The 14,827-nt window shown below is 68.1% G+C and carries 18 protein-coding genes; 10 read left to right on the top strand and 8 right to left on the bottom strand.

Features of this window, described 5'->3' with window-relative positions; genetic code table 11:
• The first annotated feature begins 29 nt into the window (after positions 1–29).
• From ACFOW8_RS08590 to ACFOW8_RS08580, 3 genes are all read left to right on the top strand, one after another.
• Complete coding sequence (locus ACFOW8_RS08590) at positions 30–1,259, top strand: cytochrome P450 (protein WP_378547978.1); 1,230 nt, start codon at positions 30–32, stop codon at positions 1,257–1,259.
• A gap of 28 nt (positions 1,260–1,287) precedes the next feature.
• On the top strand, positions 1,288–2,007 hold the full coding sequence (locus ACFOW8_RS08585) for a TetR/AcrR family transcriptional regulator (RefSeq protein ID WP_378547975.1): 720 nt from the start codon (positions 1,288–1,290) through the stop codon (positions 2,005–2,007).
• Between the two features lie 75 nt (positions 2,008–2,082).
• Entirely contained in the window at positions 2,083–3,252 is a 1,170-nt protein-coding gene (locus ACFOW8_RS08580) for a hypothetical protein (protein ID WP_378547972.1), read from the top strand.
• Here ACFOW8_RS08580 and ACFOW8_RS08575 read toward each other — a convergent pair.
• Both ACFOW8_RS08575 and ACFOW8_RS08570 read right to left on the bottom strand, forming a co-directional pair.
• The gene (locus ACFOW8_RS08575) at positions 3,249–3,920 is read right to left on the bottom strand and encodes a JAB domain-containing protein (RefSeq protein ID WP_378547969.1); all 672 of its coding nucleotides are present in this window, start codon (positions 3,918–3,920) and stop codon (positions 3,249–3,251) included. The genes ACFOW8_RS08580 and ACFOW8_RS08575 overlap by 4 nt on opposite strands.
• A 67-nt stretch (positions 3,921–3,987) precedes the next feature.
• A complete protein-coding gene (locus tag ACFOW8_RS08570) occupies positions 3,988–4,179 on the bottom strand; it encodes a type II toxin-antitoxin system VapB family antitoxin (RefSeq protein WP_378547966.1) in 192 nt (63 codons plus the stop codon).
• A gap of 259 nt (positions 4,180–4,438) precedes the next feature.
• Between ACFOW8_RS08570 and ACFOW8_RS08565 the strand changes: the two genes are divergently transcribed.
• From ACFOW8_RS08565 to ACFOW8_RS08550, 4 genes are all read left to right on the top strand, one after another.
• Complete coding sequence (locus ACFOW8_RS08565) at positions 4,439–5,320, top strand: phenylalanine 4-monooxygenase (protein ID WP_378547963.1); 882 nt, start codon at positions 4,439–4,441, stop codon at positions 5,318–5,320.
• 143 nt (positions 5,321–5,463) lie between these two features.
• Complete coding sequence (locus ACFOW8_RS08560) at positions 5,464–6,135, top strand: ester cyclase (protein ID WP_378547960.1); 672 nt, start codon at positions 5,464–5,466, stop codon at positions 6,133–6,135.
• A 139-nt stretch (positions 6,136–6,274) separates the two neighbouring features.
• The gene (locus ACFOW8_RS08555; RefSeq protein WP_378547957.1) at positions 6,275–7,570 is read left to right on the top strand and encodes a D-alanyl-D-alanine carboxypeptidase family protein; all 1,296 of its coding nucleotides are present in this window, start codon (positions 6,275–6,277) and stop codon (positions 7,568–7,570) included.
• Positions 7,571–7,598: 28 nt separating this feature from the next.
• A complete protein-coding gene (locus ACFOW8_RS08550; RefSeq protein WP_378547954.1) occupies positions 7,599–8,222 on the top strand; it encodes a Uma2 family endonuclease in 624 nt (207 codons plus the stop codon).
• 225 nt (positions 8,223–8,447) lie between these two features.
• Here ACFOW8_RS08550 and yhjD read toward each other — a convergent pair whose 3' ends face one another.
• Genes yhjD through ACFOW8_RS08535 form a run of 3 tightly spaced genes read right to left on the bottom strand, consistent with a single transcriptional unit; the run spans position 8,448 to position 11,507 of the window.
• Positions 8,448–9,470 carry an inner membrane protein YhjD gene (yhjD, locus tag ACFOW8_RS08545; RefSeq protein ID WP_378547951.1) on the bottom strand — a complete coding sequence of 341 codons (1,023 nt, stop codon included), beginning with the start codon at positions 9,468–9,470 and terminating at the stop codon, positions 8,448–8,450.
• Positions 9,471–9,508: 38 nt separating this feature from the next.
• Positions 9,509–10,540 (bottom strand): tryptophan--tRNA ligase, encoded by a 1,032-nt coding sequence (trpS, locus tag ACFOW8_RS08540; protein ID WP_378547948.1) that lies wholly within the window; start codon positions 10,538–10,540, stop codon positions 9,509–9,511.
• Between the two features lie 22 nt (positions 10,541–10,562).
• Positions 10,563–11,507, bottom strand: coding sequence for an oxygenase MpaB family protein (locus ACFOW8_RS08535; RefSeq protein WP_378547945.1), 945 nt, complete (start codon positions 11,505–11,507; stop codon positions 10,563–10,565).
• A gap of 103 nt (positions 11,508–11,610) precedes the next feature.
• On the opposite strand from ACFOW8_RS08535, the gene ACFOW8_RS08530 reads away from it, so the two are divergent.
• Entirely contained in the window at positions 11,611–12,249 is a 639-nt protein-coding gene (locus tag ACFOW8_RS08530) for a TetR/AcrR family transcriptional regulator (RefSeq protein WP_378547942.1), read from the top strand.
• Positions 12,250–12,300: 51 nt separating this feature from the next.
• On the opposite strand, the gene ACFOW8_RS08525 is transcribed toward ACFOW8_RS08530, so the two are convergent.
• The 3 genes from ACFOW8_RS08525 to ACFOW8_RS08515 are packed head-to-tail and all read right to left on the bottom strand — an operon-like array spanning position 12,301 to position 14,092.
• Positions 12,301–12,771: a barstar family protein gene (locus tag ACFOW8_RS08525; RefSeq protein WP_378547939.1), complete on the bottom strand. Its 471-nt coding sequence runs from the start codon at positions 12,769–12,771 to the stop codon at positions 12,301–12,303.
• A complete protein-coding gene (locus ACFOW8_RS08520) occupies positions 12,771–13,268 on the bottom strand; it encodes a ribonuclease domain-containing protein (RefSeq protein WP_378547936.1) in 498 nt (165 codons plus the stop codon). Before ACFOW8_RS08520 ends, ACFOW8_RS08525 begins: the two co-directional genes overlap by 1 nt.
• The gene (locus ACFOW8_RS08515) at positions 13,265–14,092 is read right to left on the bottom strand and encodes an exodeoxyribonuclease III (protein WP_378547933.1); all 828 of its coding nucleotides are present in this window, start codon (positions 14,090–14,092) and stop codon (positions 13,265–13,267) included. The genes ACFOW8_RS08520 and ACFOW8_RS08515 overlap by 4 nt, the downstream gene beginning before the upstream one ends.
• 48 nt (positions 14,093–14,140) lie before the next feature.
• On the opposite strand from ACFOW8_RS08515, the gene ACFOW8_RS08510 reads away from it, so the two are divergent.
• Positions 14,141–14,635 (top strand): hypothetical protein, encoded by a 495-nt coding sequence (locus ACFOW8_RS08510; protein ID WP_378547930.1) that lies wholly within the window; start codon positions 14,141–14,143, stop codon positions 14,633–14,635.
• Positions 14,632–14,826 (top strand): hypothetical protein, encoded by a 195-nt coding sequence (locus ACFOW8_RS08505; RefSeq protein ID WP_378547927.1) that lies wholly within the window; start codon positions 14,632–14,634, stop codon positions 14,824–14,826. Before ACFOW8_RS08510 ends, ACFOW8_RS08505 begins: the two co-directional genes overlap by 4 nt.
• Position 14,827: the final 1 nt, after the last annotated feature.

The following is a 14,827-nucleotide window of genomic DNA, read 5'->3' as shown; positions in this document are numbered from 1 at the left end:
ACGTCACGTGCGGATCAGAGGAGACAGTCGTGACCAGCCCCAACATCCCCGCGGGATTCGATTTCACCGACCCCGACCTGCTCGCCACCCGCCTGCCGATCGAGGAGTTCGCCGAGCTGCGGCGCACCGCGCCGGTCTGGTGGTGCGCCCAGCCGGACCGCGCCAGTGGCTTCGACGACGGCGGCTACTGGGTGGTGTCGAAGCTGGCCGACATCAAGGAGATCTCGAAGAACCCCGACGACTTCTCCTCCCACGAGAACACCGCGATCATCCGGTTCAACGAAGAGACCACCCGCGAGCAGATCGACATGCTCGGCAACATGCTCATGCTGAACCTGGATCCGCCGCAGCACACCAAGATCCGGCGCATCGTGTCCAAGGGCTTCACCCCGCGCGCGGTGGAGAACCTGCGGGCCGCGCTCACCGAACGCGCCGAGCGGATCGTGTGGGAGGCCAAGCGGTCCGGCTGCGGCGACTTCGTCGAACAGGTCGCGGTCGAACTGCCGCTGCAGGCGATCGCCGAACTGCTCGGCGTACCGCAGGAGGACCGGCGCAAGATCTTCGACTGGACCAACCAGATGATCTCCTACGACGATCCCGAGTTCGAGGGCAACCACCACGTCGCCACCGCCGAGGTCATGGGTTACGCCTGGAACATGGCCGAGCAGCGGCGCGGCTGTCCGGCGGCCGACATCGTCACCCAGCTGGTGAACGCCGACGTCGACGGCGAGCACCTCGGTTCCGACGAGTTCGCGTTCTTCGTCATCCTGCTCGCGGTCGCCGGGAACGAGACCACTCGCAACTCCATCACCCACGGCATGAAGGCCTTCGTGGACAACCCGGACCAGTGGGAGCTCTACAAGCAGCAGCGGCCGCGCACCGCGCCGGACGAGATCGTGCGCTGGGCCACCCCGGTGACCGCGTTCCAGCGCACCGCCACCCGCGACCTCGAGCTCGGCGGGCAGCGGATCGAGAAGGGCCAGCGGATCGGCCTGTTCTACAGCTCGGCCAACTTCGACTCCGAGGCCTTCACCAACCCCTTCGAGTTCGACGTGCTGCGCAACCCCAACCCACACGTCGGCTTCGGCGGCACCGGCACGCACTACTGTGTGGGGGCGAATCTGGCCCGGCTGGAGATCGATCTGATGTTCAATGCCATTGCCGATGCGATGCCGAATCTGCGCCAGATCTCCGACCCGGTGCGGCTGCGCAGCGGCTGGCTCAACGGCATCAAGCGTTGGGAAGTCGAATACGCCTGAGCTGGAACGGAATCGAAGGGGAACGCCGGTGACGGACAGGGCGCGGGGACGGACGCCGGTGGTGACCGATCCCGATATCCGGCGGGTTGCCAGAGCACTGCTGACCGAGCGGGGGCCCGAGGCGGTCACGCTGCGGGCGATCGCCCGCGAGCTCGGGGTCACCGCGCCCGCGCTGTACCGGCACTACGCCTCACGCGACGAGCTGATCGAACGGATCCGCGCGGAGTTCTGCGCCGATCTGGCCGACCATCTCTCCGCCGAACTGGCGCCGCTCCCCGACGACGGCGCGGCGCAGTTCCTCGCGATCTGCCGTGGCTTCCGGCGCTGGGCACTGGCGAACCCGAAGGCCTTCACCCTCGTGTTCGCCTCGCCGGCGCCGGGCAGCGGCGCCGCCCTTCGGCGTTTCGACGAACCCTTCGGCCGGATCTTCCTCGCCGCCGCGGGCAGGCTGCTCGCCACCTTCGAGATCGCGACCCCGCCGGGCGAGGCCATCCCCGCCGCGCTGCGTGAGGACCTCATCGGCTTCCAGACCGAACTGCTCGCCATGCTCTCCGAATCCGGGCAGAAGTTCCCTGCCGAGAAGCTCGACCTCGGCGTCACCTACCTGATGGTGCAGATCTGGGCCAGACTGTTCGGGCACGTCACCCTCGAGGTGTTCGGCAACTACCCGATCCCGCTGACCGACCCCGAGGTCATGTTCGACGCCATGCTCGCCGACCTGGCCAGAACCACCGGCTTCGCCGGCTGATCGGTCCTCGCCTCGACGGGAGCCGGTGCGGTGGGCCAAGATCGAGACCGACGCCGATCGGACGGGGAGTGACTGATGGATCGCGAGCAGTTCGCGCACACGGTGCTGGCACGGGTGCGCGAGAGCGGGATCGGCGACGCCCAGTACTCCCCAGAGGAGTTCAGCGTGCGGCTCGGCGACGGGCGGGTGATCTTTCTCGGCAACATCTTTCACGACTGCGAACACCTCGGACCCGACGAGACCGCCGAGCGGGTCGACGCGTTCGTCACCGCGGTGACGGGCCCGGACGAGGTTCCGGAAGACTGGGAGTCCGTACGGCCGATGCTGCGCGCGGTGCTGCGCCCGGTGACACTCGGGCAGGACGGTCAACGGCCATTGCACCGGGCCGCGTTCCCGTTCATCGACGAGGTCGTCGTGGTCGACCTGCCACGCACCCGCTCGTTCGTCTCGGTGGACGCGCCTGCGGAGTGGGGTGTCGGTGCCGACGAGGTGTTCGCCGCGGCCAGGGCGAATCTGGCGGCGCTGGCGAAACCGGGCGCACCGGAGAATCTGGCTGTGGTGCGGTTCATCGACACCGGTGACGCCTACAGCGCCTCCTGGCTGCTCGTGCCCGGCTGGCTGGCCGGATACGCGGGCGGGGAGTTCCGGCCGGTGGCGTTCATCGCCGAGAACGATTCGCTGCTCGTCGTCCCCGACGACCCGGAGCTGCTGCCAGGGGTGTTCGAGATGGTGGAGCGGCAGTACCGCGACGCGGCCCGACCGGTCTCCCCGCAGGGCTACACGGTCAACGCCGACGGCGCGGTGGTGCCGTTCGACGAGGCGGGCGAGCATCCTTCGCTGCCGCTGGCCCTGCGCGCCCGCGCCGGACTGGCCACCACCGAGTACAGCATCCAGACCGAATACCTGAACAACACCTTCGAGACCTACCTCGAACTCCCCGAACTCGACATCGCCCCCGCCTACGCCGCCTCGGTGAACTACGAGGAATCCACCGACGGCGCGTTCACCTCGGTGGTCTGGGGCGAAGGCGTGGAGTACCTGCTCCCGGAAACCGACGTGGTCCGCTTCCTGCGCCGCGACGACAGCGGCGACGTCGAACTCCTCTGCACCGTCCCCTTCCCCACCGTCGTCGAGATCCTCGGCCTCACCCCACTGCCGACCATCGAACCGACCCGCTTCGAGGCACGCGACTGGCCCGACCCCGCCGCGCTCGCCCGCCTCACCGCCGCCGACATCGAACGCTAGAAGTCCAATGGCGGGGCGGTGGACCAGGACTCGCCTGCGACGACGATGTGGTCGAGGTAGCGCAGGCCGACGGTGGTGGCCGCGGCGGCGAGGATGGCGCTGGCTCTGCGATCGTCGGTGCTCGGTGTCGGGTCGCCGGAGGGGTGGTTGTGGCTGACGGCGAAGGCGCGGCCGTCGTGGCGCAGGACCGTATTGAGGATCTCGCGGACCGGGACGGCGACGTGATCGATGGCGCCCTCGGCGACGAAGGCGCGGTGGCGCAGCCGGTGTTTGGCATCGCAGATCAGCACGAGCAGGCGCTCCACCCTGGCACCGGCGAACAGCGGCACCGCGATGTCGGCGATGCGGGCAGGGTCGGTGAGCTGAGGTACCGCGCAGGCGATGCGGGAGCGAGTGCCGAGGTGGAAGGCGGCGATCACCGTCGCCGCCTTCGCTGGTCCGATGCCAGCCCTTCGCGCCAGCTCTTCTGGCCGTGCCGCGGCGAGGCCTGCCAATCCGCCGTACTCGCAGAGCAACTGGGCCGCCAGCTCCAGCGCGGAATTGCCGCGCGTTCCGTTGCCGAGCAGCAGCGCGAGCAGCTCGGCGTCACTGAGCGCGTGCGGCCCGAGCAGCCGCAGCCGCTCGCGTGGGCGCTGGGTGTGTGGCAGCTGCGCGATCGGTACCGACATCGTTTCCCCCTGTGGATCGGCGACGGAGCTGATCATCCCAGCGGGTACCGACAGTTTCGCTGCCCGGCTATCCTTCGGCCACCGGATCGGCACTGAAGATCGAGTCGACCATCAGCCGCTCCAGATTGCGAAGCTGCCGCTCGTGCACGACGATGCGGCGCAGCGCCTCATTGACGGTCGCGGTGCAGTCTGCCGTGCCCATTATGTCGGCCGCCGCGGCGAGCAAGCGCTGATCAAGATCTATCCGCAGGGATCGCACAGGTCCTCCTTCGTCTGATCGCAATCTTGCGTTATGCCCTACGCGCGCGTCTGCCGATTCAGCGGGTCGTTACCGGATCCACCCGTTCGCAAACCCGCACAAACGGCAGGTTCCCGCACCGGACCGCCTGCGTCGGCAAGCGCACAGAAAACCTGGACGATCGCCGGAATCGCAACGGATACCCGGCACCAACTGTGCAGTTTGCCAAGTTGCGCGCGTCGTTGTTGTCGGCACCGCCGCCCGGTGCTTGCCTGGAAGTATGTTCACAGAGGCAAAGCTGTACTCGCCGGTGACGCGCGAGCGGGACGGCGATGTCACCGTGCACCTCAGTGACGATCACCCCGGCGTCGACGACGAGGCATACCGCGCGAGGCGCAATGCCATCGCGGCGCTCGCACTCGACTACACGAAGGGCGAGCCGCTACCGCACATCGACTACACCGAAGCCGAACAGCAGGTGTGGCGGATCGCGTCGGCGGAACTGGCGCGCAAGCACGAGGTCTACGCGTGTGCCGAGGTGCGTGCGGCCGCGGCGAACCTCGGCCTGCCACGTGATCACATTCCGCAGCTCGACGAGGTGTCCGCACTCCTCGCCCCGCTGACCGGCTTCAGCTACGTCCCCGCGGCAGGCCTTGTTCCGCTGCGCGAGTTCTTCGGCTCGTTCGCCGAGCGTACCTTCCACTCCACCCAGTACATCCGGCATCACTCGGCGCCGCTGTACACCCCGGAACCGGACGCCATCCACGAGATCATCGGCCATGCCAACCAGATCGCCTGCCCGCGTTTCGCCGCGCTGTACGAGATCGTCGGCGCCGCGGTCGGCAGGCTGGAGACCGACACGGCACTGAAATTCCTCGCCGACGTCTTCTGGTTCTCGCTCGAATTCGGGGTCGTCCGCGAACGCGACGAGATCCGCTGCTACGGCGCCGGATTGCTTTCCTCCTACGGCGAAATCGACGAATTCCGGCAGGCCGAGCTACGTCCGCTCGACGTGGCCGCGATGGGCACCATCACCTACGACATCACCCACTACCAGCCGGTGCTGTTCTGCGGTGAGTCGGTGGATCAGCTCTCCGACGTGCTCGGCGAATTCTTCGCGACCATGGACGACGAGACCCCGCAGCGGCTCGGATCGCGATAGATCCATCCGAAAGCATTGTTACAGAACATAGTTCGACTCCCAACGTCGTCTCAACCACTGAGATCCTGCCGCGCGCACACGCCGTCCTGCTGTTATTTTCGATCGGTTGTTCGAGCTTTGCGAAAGGGTCGGGTAGACCGAAAATGACTGTGGAAGAGACGAAGACGGAAACTCCGCTGTGGCTGCAGGGCAGGGAAGCGGTGATCGCCGCGGCCGCACCGGAAGAATGGCGCGACGGCGCCCCGGACTACCACCTCAGCCACGTGGTCATGCCGCGTGAGCGCAGCACCGAGCACGCGCCCGGCTCGCTGGAGGAGATCGTCGAGGAGCTGGTGAAGGTCTTCGAGATGGAGGTCTCGCACAAGGCCGATCCGGCGACCTGGCTGTCGGTGGTCGCCGAGCAGTACCGCGGCCGGGTCAACGGCGGCCAGTGGCAGGACGCCGCTGAATTCGCGCGGATCGGCAGCTACAACATCCTGATCGGGGACAACCCGTACTACGACGCGGCGAACGAGACCTTCGAGTCCTCGCACAAGGTGTTCCACACCGCGTTCCCCGGCGGCTTCTTCTGGGAGGTCGTCGAGGTGCTGTCGGGCCCGCCCTCGGTCACCCTCCGGTGGCGGCACTGGGGTAAGTACGAGGGCGAGTACAAGGGTCACCAGCCCACCGGCGAGCAGGTCGAGATGTTCGGCGTCACCATCGCCAGGGTCAGCGAGGACCTGCGCATCCTCGAGCTCGAGCACTTCTACGACAACAACAAGCTGCTCGGTCCGCTGGCACACGGCTGCCCGGTTCCGCACGCGGCGGCCGAGTAACCGGTCACCGATCGCCCGCGTTCAGCGCCGGTGACGGGCGCGGTGGTGAGCATGGAGCCGATCATCGCGCCCGCCGCGACCCGCAGCGGAGTGGTCCGAGCGCAGTCTCGCGGCCGGGCTCTCGCTAATCTCTGAGGCGATGAAGCTCCGTGAACACGGCGTGCGCGCCGCCTGTACGTTCGGCGCCGCCGCGATCGCGGCCGTGCTGACCACCGCTCCCGCGCCCGCCGCGCCGAGCACCCCGCCGGCCGGCGGGTCGAGCACGACGACCACGCCCCCGTTCACCACCCCGAACACCGACGACTGTCCGCAGCGAACGCTGCCGCCACCGCCGATCGACAGCTCCGAGGTACCCGCACCCGGCGAGCCGACGCCGAGCGCGCTGCCGGTGCCGTCGCCGGCCATCGGCGGCGAGCGGATGGGCGAATGCGGCGTCGTCCTGCCCGAGGGCGCGCCTGCGCCACCCGCCGACATCTCCGCCACCTCGTGGCTGGTGTCCGACCTCGACACCGGCCGGGTGCTCGCCGCCAAGGACCCGCACGGGCGCTACCGGCCCGCCAGCACGATCAAGGTGGCCCTCGCCATCGTCGCGCTGCGCACCCTCGACCTCGACACCGTGGTCACCGGAACCAGAGCCGATGCCGACGTCGAGGGCACCAGGGTCGGCATCGGGCCGGGCGGACGCTACACCAACCGCCAGCTCATGCAGGCGCTGATCATGTGCTCCGGCAACGACGCCGCGCACGCGATCGCCGCCCAGCTCGGCGGCGACAAGGCCGCGGTGGCGAAGATGAACGATCTGGCGAAGTCGTTGCGCGCCTTGGATACCCGCGCAGCGACACCGTCGGGCCTTGACGGTCCTGGGATGACCACCTCCGCCTACGACCTCTCGGTGCTGTTCCGCGAGGCCATGACCATCCCGCTGTTCGCCGAACTGATCCACACCGAGCAGGTGGACTTCCCCGGCTATCCGGCCGACCCGACGATCCCCGACGACGAGGATCATCCCGGCTTCCCGATCGGCAACGACAACCAGCTGCTCTACAACTACGCGGGCGCTATCGGCGGCAAGACCGGCTTCACCGACGACGCGCGGCAGACCTTCGTCGCCGCCGCCGAACGCGACGGCCACCGCCTCGTTGTCACCCTGCTCCAGGCCGATGTGCGCCCGATCCGGCCGTGGGAACAGGCGGCCCGGCTGCTCGACTACGGTTTCGCGCTCGACACCGACGCCAGGATCGGCAAGCTCCCCGAATCCGGCAGTGCGGCAATACAGCCAAGCGTGCCACTGGCCACACCCCCGCCGCGCGCCGACGGCACCAGGGTCGAGCCCGACCAGCCGCCACACCAGGCAGCCAGGGTGGCCGTGCTGTTCGGGGCCCCGGTCCTGGTGATGGTGCTGCTGCTGTGGATCCGGCGCGCGTACCGGCGCTAGTAGCGGGCCGAGCACTAGACTTCGAGTCATGGTGTCGATCCACGACTGGGCACACGCGGACAATCTCCAACCCGAGCCCATCACCGTCGATGTGTGGCGAGAACTGCCCGAAGAGTTCTGCCGACAGGTCGAGGTCGTCAACGGCCAGGCCGTGCGATGTGAATCGCCGAGCCGGGCGCATCAGAAGGCCGCCCACCGGCTGCTCACCATGCTCGAGAACGCAGCAAGGGAGTACATGGCCGAGGATCCCTCTGCATGCCTGGACGCCAATCAGGATTTCGATGTTCTGCTCTGGGAAGTCCCGCATGCCACGATCCGCAGGCCGGACGTCGCGCTCTTCGATTGCGTACCACCAGAGGTGCGGCCGGTACCTGCGCGATCGCTGCGAATCGCCGTCGAGATCATCTCACCTGGGAACGTGAAGACGGACCGGCTCGAGAAGATGGCTGAATACGCGGCCGCAGGCATCCCCTGGTACTGGCTGGTGAGCGTCGATGACAGCGCGGTGACATCGATCGAAGCCTACGGCCTCGACCACACCGTCGGGCACTATCGCCACGCACGGACACTGCGGCCGGGCACCGGGTTCGCCCTTGACCTGCCGATCCGGGTCACCCTCGACTGGGAGCAACTGACCGACCTGGTCCTGTGATCGTCGGTCCTCACTCGCAGACCTGCTCTGTCAGCTCTCCAGGACGATGAAGTCACTGATCCATCGCCGGATCACTGCCCGATTCCGCGGACTCACCGAGCCGGCGACACCTTCGACACGTGTCACGCTGACTATGCGCGGCCACTCTCGTGATCAGTTCCACCGCACAATCCGGCATCGACTGCGCTCTCCGGACCAGCGGAGTTCCTCGCCGCGGATCCGGCGCTAGCGGCGTCTGCCGAACAGTACAAGCGCCAGCGCCGCGATCGCGCCTGCGCCGAAGTACGCCGCGCCCGCCCCTGTCGACATGCCGCGATCCACCACCCGTGGCCGGATCACCACCGCACCCGGCGGCGCGATCGCCGCATCGCCGACATTGTCGGCCGAGGTCGCCGCCCACGCGGTGGCGAACAGCAGGATGCGGTAGGTGGTGTAGCTGAACACCATCAGACCGATGATCGAACCGAACGTCGCTCCGGCCGGGCTGCGCAACACCATCTGCAGATAGATCGCGGCGACGAACTTGAACACCTCGAACGCGACCGCGGCAAGCGCGGCAGCGCGCAGCGCGCTACGCACCGACACCGGTTCCCGTGGCAGTCTGGCGATCATCCAGGCGAACACCGCCCACGAGGCCAGCAGACCGAGCCCGATCGACACCGCCCGCAGCACCACCGACGCGCCGGGCAGATGATCGGCCCCGACCGCCTCGAGCAACGTCGCGCCGAGGCCGCTGGAGGCGACCGCCGATAGTCCGAGCGAGACGACGAAGGCGATCCCGAGGCCGACGAGCGCGCCGAGGTCCGACAGTTTTCCCAGGTACCACGGCTTTTCGGGACTCTTGACCTCCCACTGCTCGGTGAGCGCGGCGCGCAGGTTCGCGATCCAGCCCAATCCGGTGTAGAGCCCGACGAGCAGACCGAGCACACCAACGGTGCCGCGCGAGGAGATGGCCTGATCGATGAGGTCGTTGATCTGGTCACCGAACGAGCCGGGGATGTTCTCCACCACGCTGTCCTGCAGCTGGGTGAGCAGCTCGGGCCGCCCGGCCAGGATGAAACCCGCCACCGAGAAGGCCACCATCAACAGCGGAAACAGCGACAGCACCGTGAAATAGGTGATCCCGGCGGCGAAATAGTCACCGCGCTGCTGCTGGAAACGCCCGCCCGCCCTGACCAGATGATCCAGCCAGGGCCTGCGCCCGATCTGCTTCTCTACAGTTGCCGTGATCTTGTCGACGACCTGCATCGCATGCCCTTCAGCCGAAACCTCAGGCGCGCAACGGGTCAGCGAGCGAGAAAGCCGACCCGGTCGTACACCTGAGCGAGTGTGTTCCCTGCGATCTCCCGCGCCCGCTCCGCGCCCGCGGCCAGAATCCGGTCCAGTTCCGCCTGATCCGACAGGTAGTCCCGCACCTTCTTCTGCACCGGGGTGACGAATTCGACGAGCGCGTCGGCCACGTCAGCCTTGAGATCACCGTAGCCCTTGCCGGCGAAATTCTCTTCGAGTGTCACGATCGGCGTTCCGGACAGTGAGCTGAGGATCACCAGCAGATTGCTTACGCCCGCCTTGCGCTCCGGGTCGTAGCGGATCTCGCGCTCGGTGTCGGTGACCGCGGAGCGGACCTTCTTGGCGGTGATCTTCGGGTCGTCGAGCAGATTGATCAGGCCGGCGTCGGTGGTGGCCGACTTGCTCATCTTGGCGGTCGGATCCTGCAGGTCGAAGATCTTGGCGGTGCCCTTCACGATATGTGGCTCCGGCACCACGAAGGTCTTCTTGAAGCGGGTGTTGAAGCGCTGGGCCAGGTTCCGGGTCAGCTCCAGATGCTGGCGCTGATCCTCACCCACCGGCACCTGATGCGGGCGGTAGAGCAGGATGTCGGCCGCCATCAGCACCGGGTAGGTGAACAGGCCCACGGTCGCGTTGTCGGCGCCCTGCTTGACCGACTTGTCCTTGAACTGGGTCATCCGGCTCGCCTCGCCGAAGCCGGTGATGCAGCTGAGGACCCACGCCAGTTCGGCGTGCTCGGGCACCTGGCTCTGCACGAACAGGGTCGACCTGGCCGGGTCGATCCCGAGCGCGAGCAGCTGCGCAGCGGCGGCCTTGGTGCGGGCCCGCAGCGCCTTGGGCTCCTGACTGACGGTGATCGCGTGCATGTCCGGGATGAAATACAGCGCGTCGTAGTCGTCCTGCATGGTCACCCAGTACTGCAGCGCACCCAGATAGTTCCCGAGGTGGAAGGAGTCGCTGGTGGGCTGGATGCCCGACAGCACCCGCTGCTTGCGTTCGGCCGTCGCGGCCGGGGCAGGACTGGACATGCCCCCGATCTTTCCATGACCATCAAGCGGAATTTCTCTGCACCCAGTTGCGTGGGTCCACCCCCGGCATGCTCGGCTTGCCTGCGCGGACCATTCGCTGCTCCCGCTTGGCCAGCAGCTGGTAGGACGGGGCACTCGGGCCGGCGAGGGCGGGCGCGAACACACGTGGGGCCAGCGGCGGGGCGATATGTGCCGAGCGCAGGCCACGGCACAGCGTCAGATAGGCGAGTTGCTCGGCCATTCCCCACTCGATGCCGTACATCCGCCGGATCCGTTCCGGCAGGCTGCCCTGGACCAGTAGATACAGCGCGGCGCCCACCTGCTCGGCGGGCGGGCGCAGCCGGTAGGGCTTGCGGGCGCCCGCCAGGTACGAGCCGACCAGGTGCGCCTCGTCGGTGAGGAACAGTTCCGTGGAGTCGAGGTAGTCGTCGAAGTAGCGGCGGAAGGCCGGGTAGTCGGCAGGCGCCGCGTCGCGCGGCATGCCGAACAGCTCGCCCCAGCGCACATAGTCCTGGTACAGATCCTCGCGCTCGGTGCCGGTGAGCTCGCGGACCAGCCGGTCGTACATGGCCTCGGCCGAGTCGAAGGTGAACGCCATGGTCATGAACATCAGGTGCGGATCGTGCGCCGCGTACGGGGTGCCTGCCGGATGGTGCGCGCCTGCGTCCTCGGGCAGGGTGCCGACCACCTTCGCGTGCTTGCGCCGGGTGAAGGCCAGGGCCCGGTCGGCTTCTGTCTTGGCGCCGAGGAAGACCGCCTCGAAGAGCGCGCCGGTGATGGCGAGCCGGGTGTAGGGCGTCGCGCGGTGGGCGGTGTGCTCGCTGGTGCCGACGAACAGCAGCGGATGGACCGCGCCGATCACCAGCGCCCGCACTCCGTAGGTGAGACCGACCGCCCGCTTGCTCATCACCCGACGGATCATCGAATCATCAGCGAAATATCCGGGTTCGCCCTGCCGTGCGGCCATGTCGCGCCTCCTCGTCGAGTGCATCTGGCAATAGAATCCCCCAGATGCCACATTCTGGCAAGAGTCTCCACCAGAAATGGCGCACTCGACGGCAGGACGCACAATGGAAGCCGTGGCAGCACAACGCACTTATGGAGGCGTCTCAGCCGAACAACGCCAGGCTCAGCGCCGGACTGCCCTGCTCGACGCGGCGCTCGACATCGTCGCCGAAGAGGGGCAGGCCAAGCTCACCGTCGGTGGGCTCTGCGCCCGCGCCGGACTGAACGAGCGCTACTACTACGAGAACTTCGAGCATCGCGACGGGGTGCTGGAGGCCCTGCTCGACCGGATCGCCGAGGAGCTGACGGCCGCTATCGTGGCCGCGCTCGCCACCGCGGACCCCGACAGCCACTCCCAATCACACGCCGCGATCGACGCGGGCATCTCGGTGCTCATCAACGATCCGCGCAAAGCGAAAGCCGCGCTGATCGCGGGCATGGCGACCCCCGAACTGCGTGCGCGCACCGCCCGCACCGTGCGGGCGTTCTCGCGGCTCGTCGCCGCCGAGGGCACCGGCTTCTACGGGGTCGAGGTGCCGCAGAAGCTCGTCGACTTCCGCGCGATCTATCTCATCGGCGGCCTCACCCAGACCCTCACCACCTGGCTGGCAGGCGACCTCGACCTCACCCGCGAGGAACTGATCGACCAGGTCACCGAGGTCTTCGTCCTTCTCGGTGACGACCTGGCCGAACGCCACCGCTAGCGCCGTTCACCACGCGAGGCGGCGGCGCCGCCGGTTCCTCCTGGCAGCGGCTCAGTCGCTCAAAGCGACCGCGCCGAAGGTATCCGGGTCGCCCTGCAGGACCACCCGGAAGACGACGTCACGGCGGGTCCAGTAGGCGGCGCAGTCGCGGATGGCCGCGTCGAACCAGGCGCGTTCGGCCGGTTCGGCGGCGAGCAGGTCCGAGGCGGTACGCACCACCGCCACGTAGCCGGGCGCGTCGCCGAGGAAATCGTCCAGGTCGCGCAGGCATTCGTCGAACGAGTCCTTGTTGGCGCCGAAGTAGTACGGGAACTGGAAGGCGGCGGCGAACTCGTCGAAGAGTCCGGCGACGGTACGCATCTTGGCGCCGCGCAGTTCGCGCACCCGGTAGTCGGCGGGCGCGTCATAGCGCACGCCGCTGAAGGCCGACGCGTCGACCTGGAGGGCACCGAATATCGGCGGCGGCGCGACGGGCGCCGCGGCGGTGGGGCGAGCAAGGAACTGCGACAGCGTCATTCGCATCAGCGCATCCTCGTGAAGGTCTCGTAGTGGTCACCGGTGTACCAGGCCGAACCGTCGCTGCCGGTGACGATACGTTCGGCATCGCGGCCCCGGTTGCGCTGCTTGGGATTGACGTCCCATTCCCGGTAGGCCACCGTCTTGCCCGCCGAATCCTTCGCGGGCAGTACTCCTTCCCGGTTCATGAAGCGCTCGCCACCCTTGGTCCCCGGCGCGTTCGCCGAATCCGGCCAGCGACCCGCGTCGATCTCGGCGAGCGTGGTGTACGCGCGATCGGGCACGCCCGCCGTCTTGGTCACCGGCGAGGCACTGGAACTGCCCTTCGGTGGACCGGGTTTCGGTGCGGCGCTGGTCGTGGTGGCTCCGGCGACCGTTTTCGTCGGCGTCGCGACGGTGTTCGTCGTGGTGTCGCCCCCACCCGTGAGCAGTGTGAAGCCGACTGCGAGCACGATCAGGACGAGCCCACCGAGCAGGCCGCGCGTTTTCCGTGAGAGGTTCATCGGTACTGCACCGTAACCGGTGCGTGGTCGGACCACCGCTGGTCGTAGGCAGGAGCGCGTTCGACGACGGCCTGCTTCGCGCGACCGGGCAGGTCACCACGGGCCAGCTGATAATCGATGCGCCATCCCGAATCGTTGTCGAAAGCCCGGCCGCGGTAGGACCACCAGCTGTAGGGGCCGGCTACGCCGGGATGCAGGGCGCGGACCACGTCCACGTATCCGGCGCCAAGCACGTCGGCGATCCAGGCGCGTTCCTCGGGCAGGAAGCCCGCCGACTTCTGATTGCCCTTCCAGTTCTTCAGGTCGGCTTCGGCGGGTGCGATATTCCAGTCGCCGGAGACAACGAAATCGCCAGTCCTCGCCTTCAGATAGGTGCCGAATTCGGCCAGGAACCGGTACTTCTCGTCCTGCTTGGGAGTGTTCTCCTCGCCGGAGTGCACGTACACGCTCGCCACGGTGTGCCCGCCGAAATCGGCCTCGATATAGCGGCCCGAGTCGGCGAACTCGCTGCTACCGAACCCGATCCGTACCGCGTCGGGCGTGCGCCGGGACAGAATCCCGACCCCGGCCCGCCCCTTGGACTCCGGCTCGGCATGGCTGAGCACCCACCCGGCGTCCAGGGCGGGCGCCAGCGCGGTGGCGACCTGCGCGTCGGTCGCCCTGGTCTCCTGCAGGCAGACGATGTCGGCTTCGGTCGCGGCCAACCACGGCAGCATGCCCTTGGTCGCCGCGGCCCGAACCCCGTTGACGTTGACGGTAGATACCGTCCAATAGGAGGCGTAATCGTCTGACCAGCCCGGATAGGGCTGAATTCGTGAGCTCACCGGGCCACGATAGCGGGCAGACGGCGATCCTTCCGAGAGGCTCCGAGCATGACCGCCACCGTCCAGTACGTCCTGACCGCCAGCAAGTCCCGCCCCCGCCAGATGCACATCCTGGCCCGCGCCCTCACCGACCGCTACGACGTGCAGTTCGCCGCCATCTATGTCGACCACGGCCGCGACTGGCGGATGGACTGGTGCAACGGTCCCACCGAGGATGAAGTCCGCGGCGCGGTGTCCCGTGTGGCCGCCGGGCTGCCCGCCGTCACCTCGCTGACCTTCTACCGCGGCCACACCGACCTGGCCGAGGCGACCGCGCTGCTGATGTGGATCGACACCGACCCGTCCAGGCTGGCCACCCTGTCCAGCTACGCGAGCCCCCGTGAGGCATTCGCCGAGACCCGCTACCCGGAGCGGCTGTCAGAGGCATGGAAGGGCCGCGCCGCCGCGCTGCTGCAGATGCACGGCTATCTCGGGATCGCGGCCGTGGAGTGGCTGCACGCCCGGTCCTGGGATCGGGTGCTGGCCGAGCTGGACGCGCGATGAGTGCGCCGACGATCGAGCAGGCACGGGCGATGTTCCGGGTCCATGGCAGCGGCAGCGGGTTCCGGGTGCAGCAGCGGTGCGGCCGGTGGGAGACCCTCGGCAGCCCGTACGCCACCGCCGAGGAGGCTCAGGCCGCGGCCGAGCGGTACGCCGAGAGCTACGTCGCCCATTTCGCCGACGGGGGAATCTGAA

It is taken from the genome of Nocardia rhizosphaerae, from assembly GCF_042650365.1.
GTDB classification, from domain to species: Bacteria; Actinomycetota; Actinomycetes; order Mycobacteriales; family Mycobacteriaceae; genus Nocardia; species Nocardia rhizosphaerae.
Note: the sequence above shows the minus strand (reverse complement) of the source record. Positions and strands in the feature narration are given on the sequence as shown.

What these genes read in the sequence shown, in the direction of transcription:
- ACFOW8_RS08550 (WP_378547954.1), top strand. Translation starts at nt 7,599, where the DNA reads ATGGTGTCGATCCACGACTGGGCACACGCGGACAATCTCCAACCCGAG.
- ACFOW8_RS08555 (WP_378547957.1), top strand. Translation starts at nt 6,275, where the DNA reads ATGAAGCTCCGTGAACACGGCGTGCGCGCCGCCTGTACGTTCGGCGCC.
- ACFOW8_RS08560 (WP_378547960.1), top strand. Translation starts at nt 5,464, where the DNA reads ATGACTGTGGAAGAGACGAAGACGGAAACTCCGCTGTGGCTGCAGGGC.
- ACFOW8_RS08580 (WP_378547972.1), top strand. Translation starts at nt 2,083, where the DNA reads ATGGATCGCGAGCAGTTCGCGCACACGGTGCTGGCACGGGTGCGCGAG.
- ACFOW8_RS08535 (WP_378547945.1), bottom strand. Translation starts at nt 11,507, where the DNA reads ATGGCCGCACGGCAGGGCGAACCCGGATATTTCGCTGATGATTCGATG.
- ACFOW8_RS08510 (WP_378547930.1), top strand. Translation starts at nt 14,141, where the DNA reads ATGACCGCCACCGTCCAGTACGTCCTGACCGCCAGCAAGTCCCGCCCC.
- ACFOW8_RS08575 (WP_378547969.1), bottom strand. Translation starts at nt 3,920, where the DNA reads ATGTCGGTACCGATCGCGCAGCTGCCACACACCCAGCGCCCACGCGAG.
- ACFOW8_RS08505 (WP_378547927.1), top strand. Translation starts at nt 14,632, where the DNA reads ATGAGTGCGCCGACGATCGAGCAGGCACGGGCGATGTTCCGGGTCCAT.
- ACFOW8_RS08530 (WP_378547942.1), top strand. Translation starts at nt 11,611, where the DNA reads ATGGAAGCCGTGGCAGCACAACGCACTTATGGAGGCGTCTCAGCCGAA.
- ACFOW8_RS08525 (WP_378547939.1), bottom strand. Translation starts at nt 12,771, where the DNA reads ATGCGAATGACGCTGTCGCAGTTCCTTGCTCGCCCCACCGCCGCGGCG.
- yhjD (WP_378547951.1), bottom strand. Translation starts at nt 9,470, where the DNA reads ATGCAGGTCGTCGACAAGATCACGGCAACTGTAGAGAAGCAGATCGGG.
- ACFOW8_RS08565 (WP_378547963.1), top strand. Translation starts at nt 4,439, where the DNA reads ATGTTCACAGAGGCAAAGCTGTACTCGCCGGTGACGCGCGAGCGGGAC.
- trpS (WP_378547948.1), bottom strand. Translation starts at nt 10,540, where the DNA reads ATGTCCAGTCCTGCCCCGGCCGCGACGGCCGAACGCAAGCAGCGGGTG.
- ACFOW8_RS08520 (WP_378547936.1), bottom strand. Translation starts at nt 13,268, where the DNA reads ATGAACCTCTCACGGAAAACGCGCGGCCTGCTCGGTGGGCTCGTCCTG.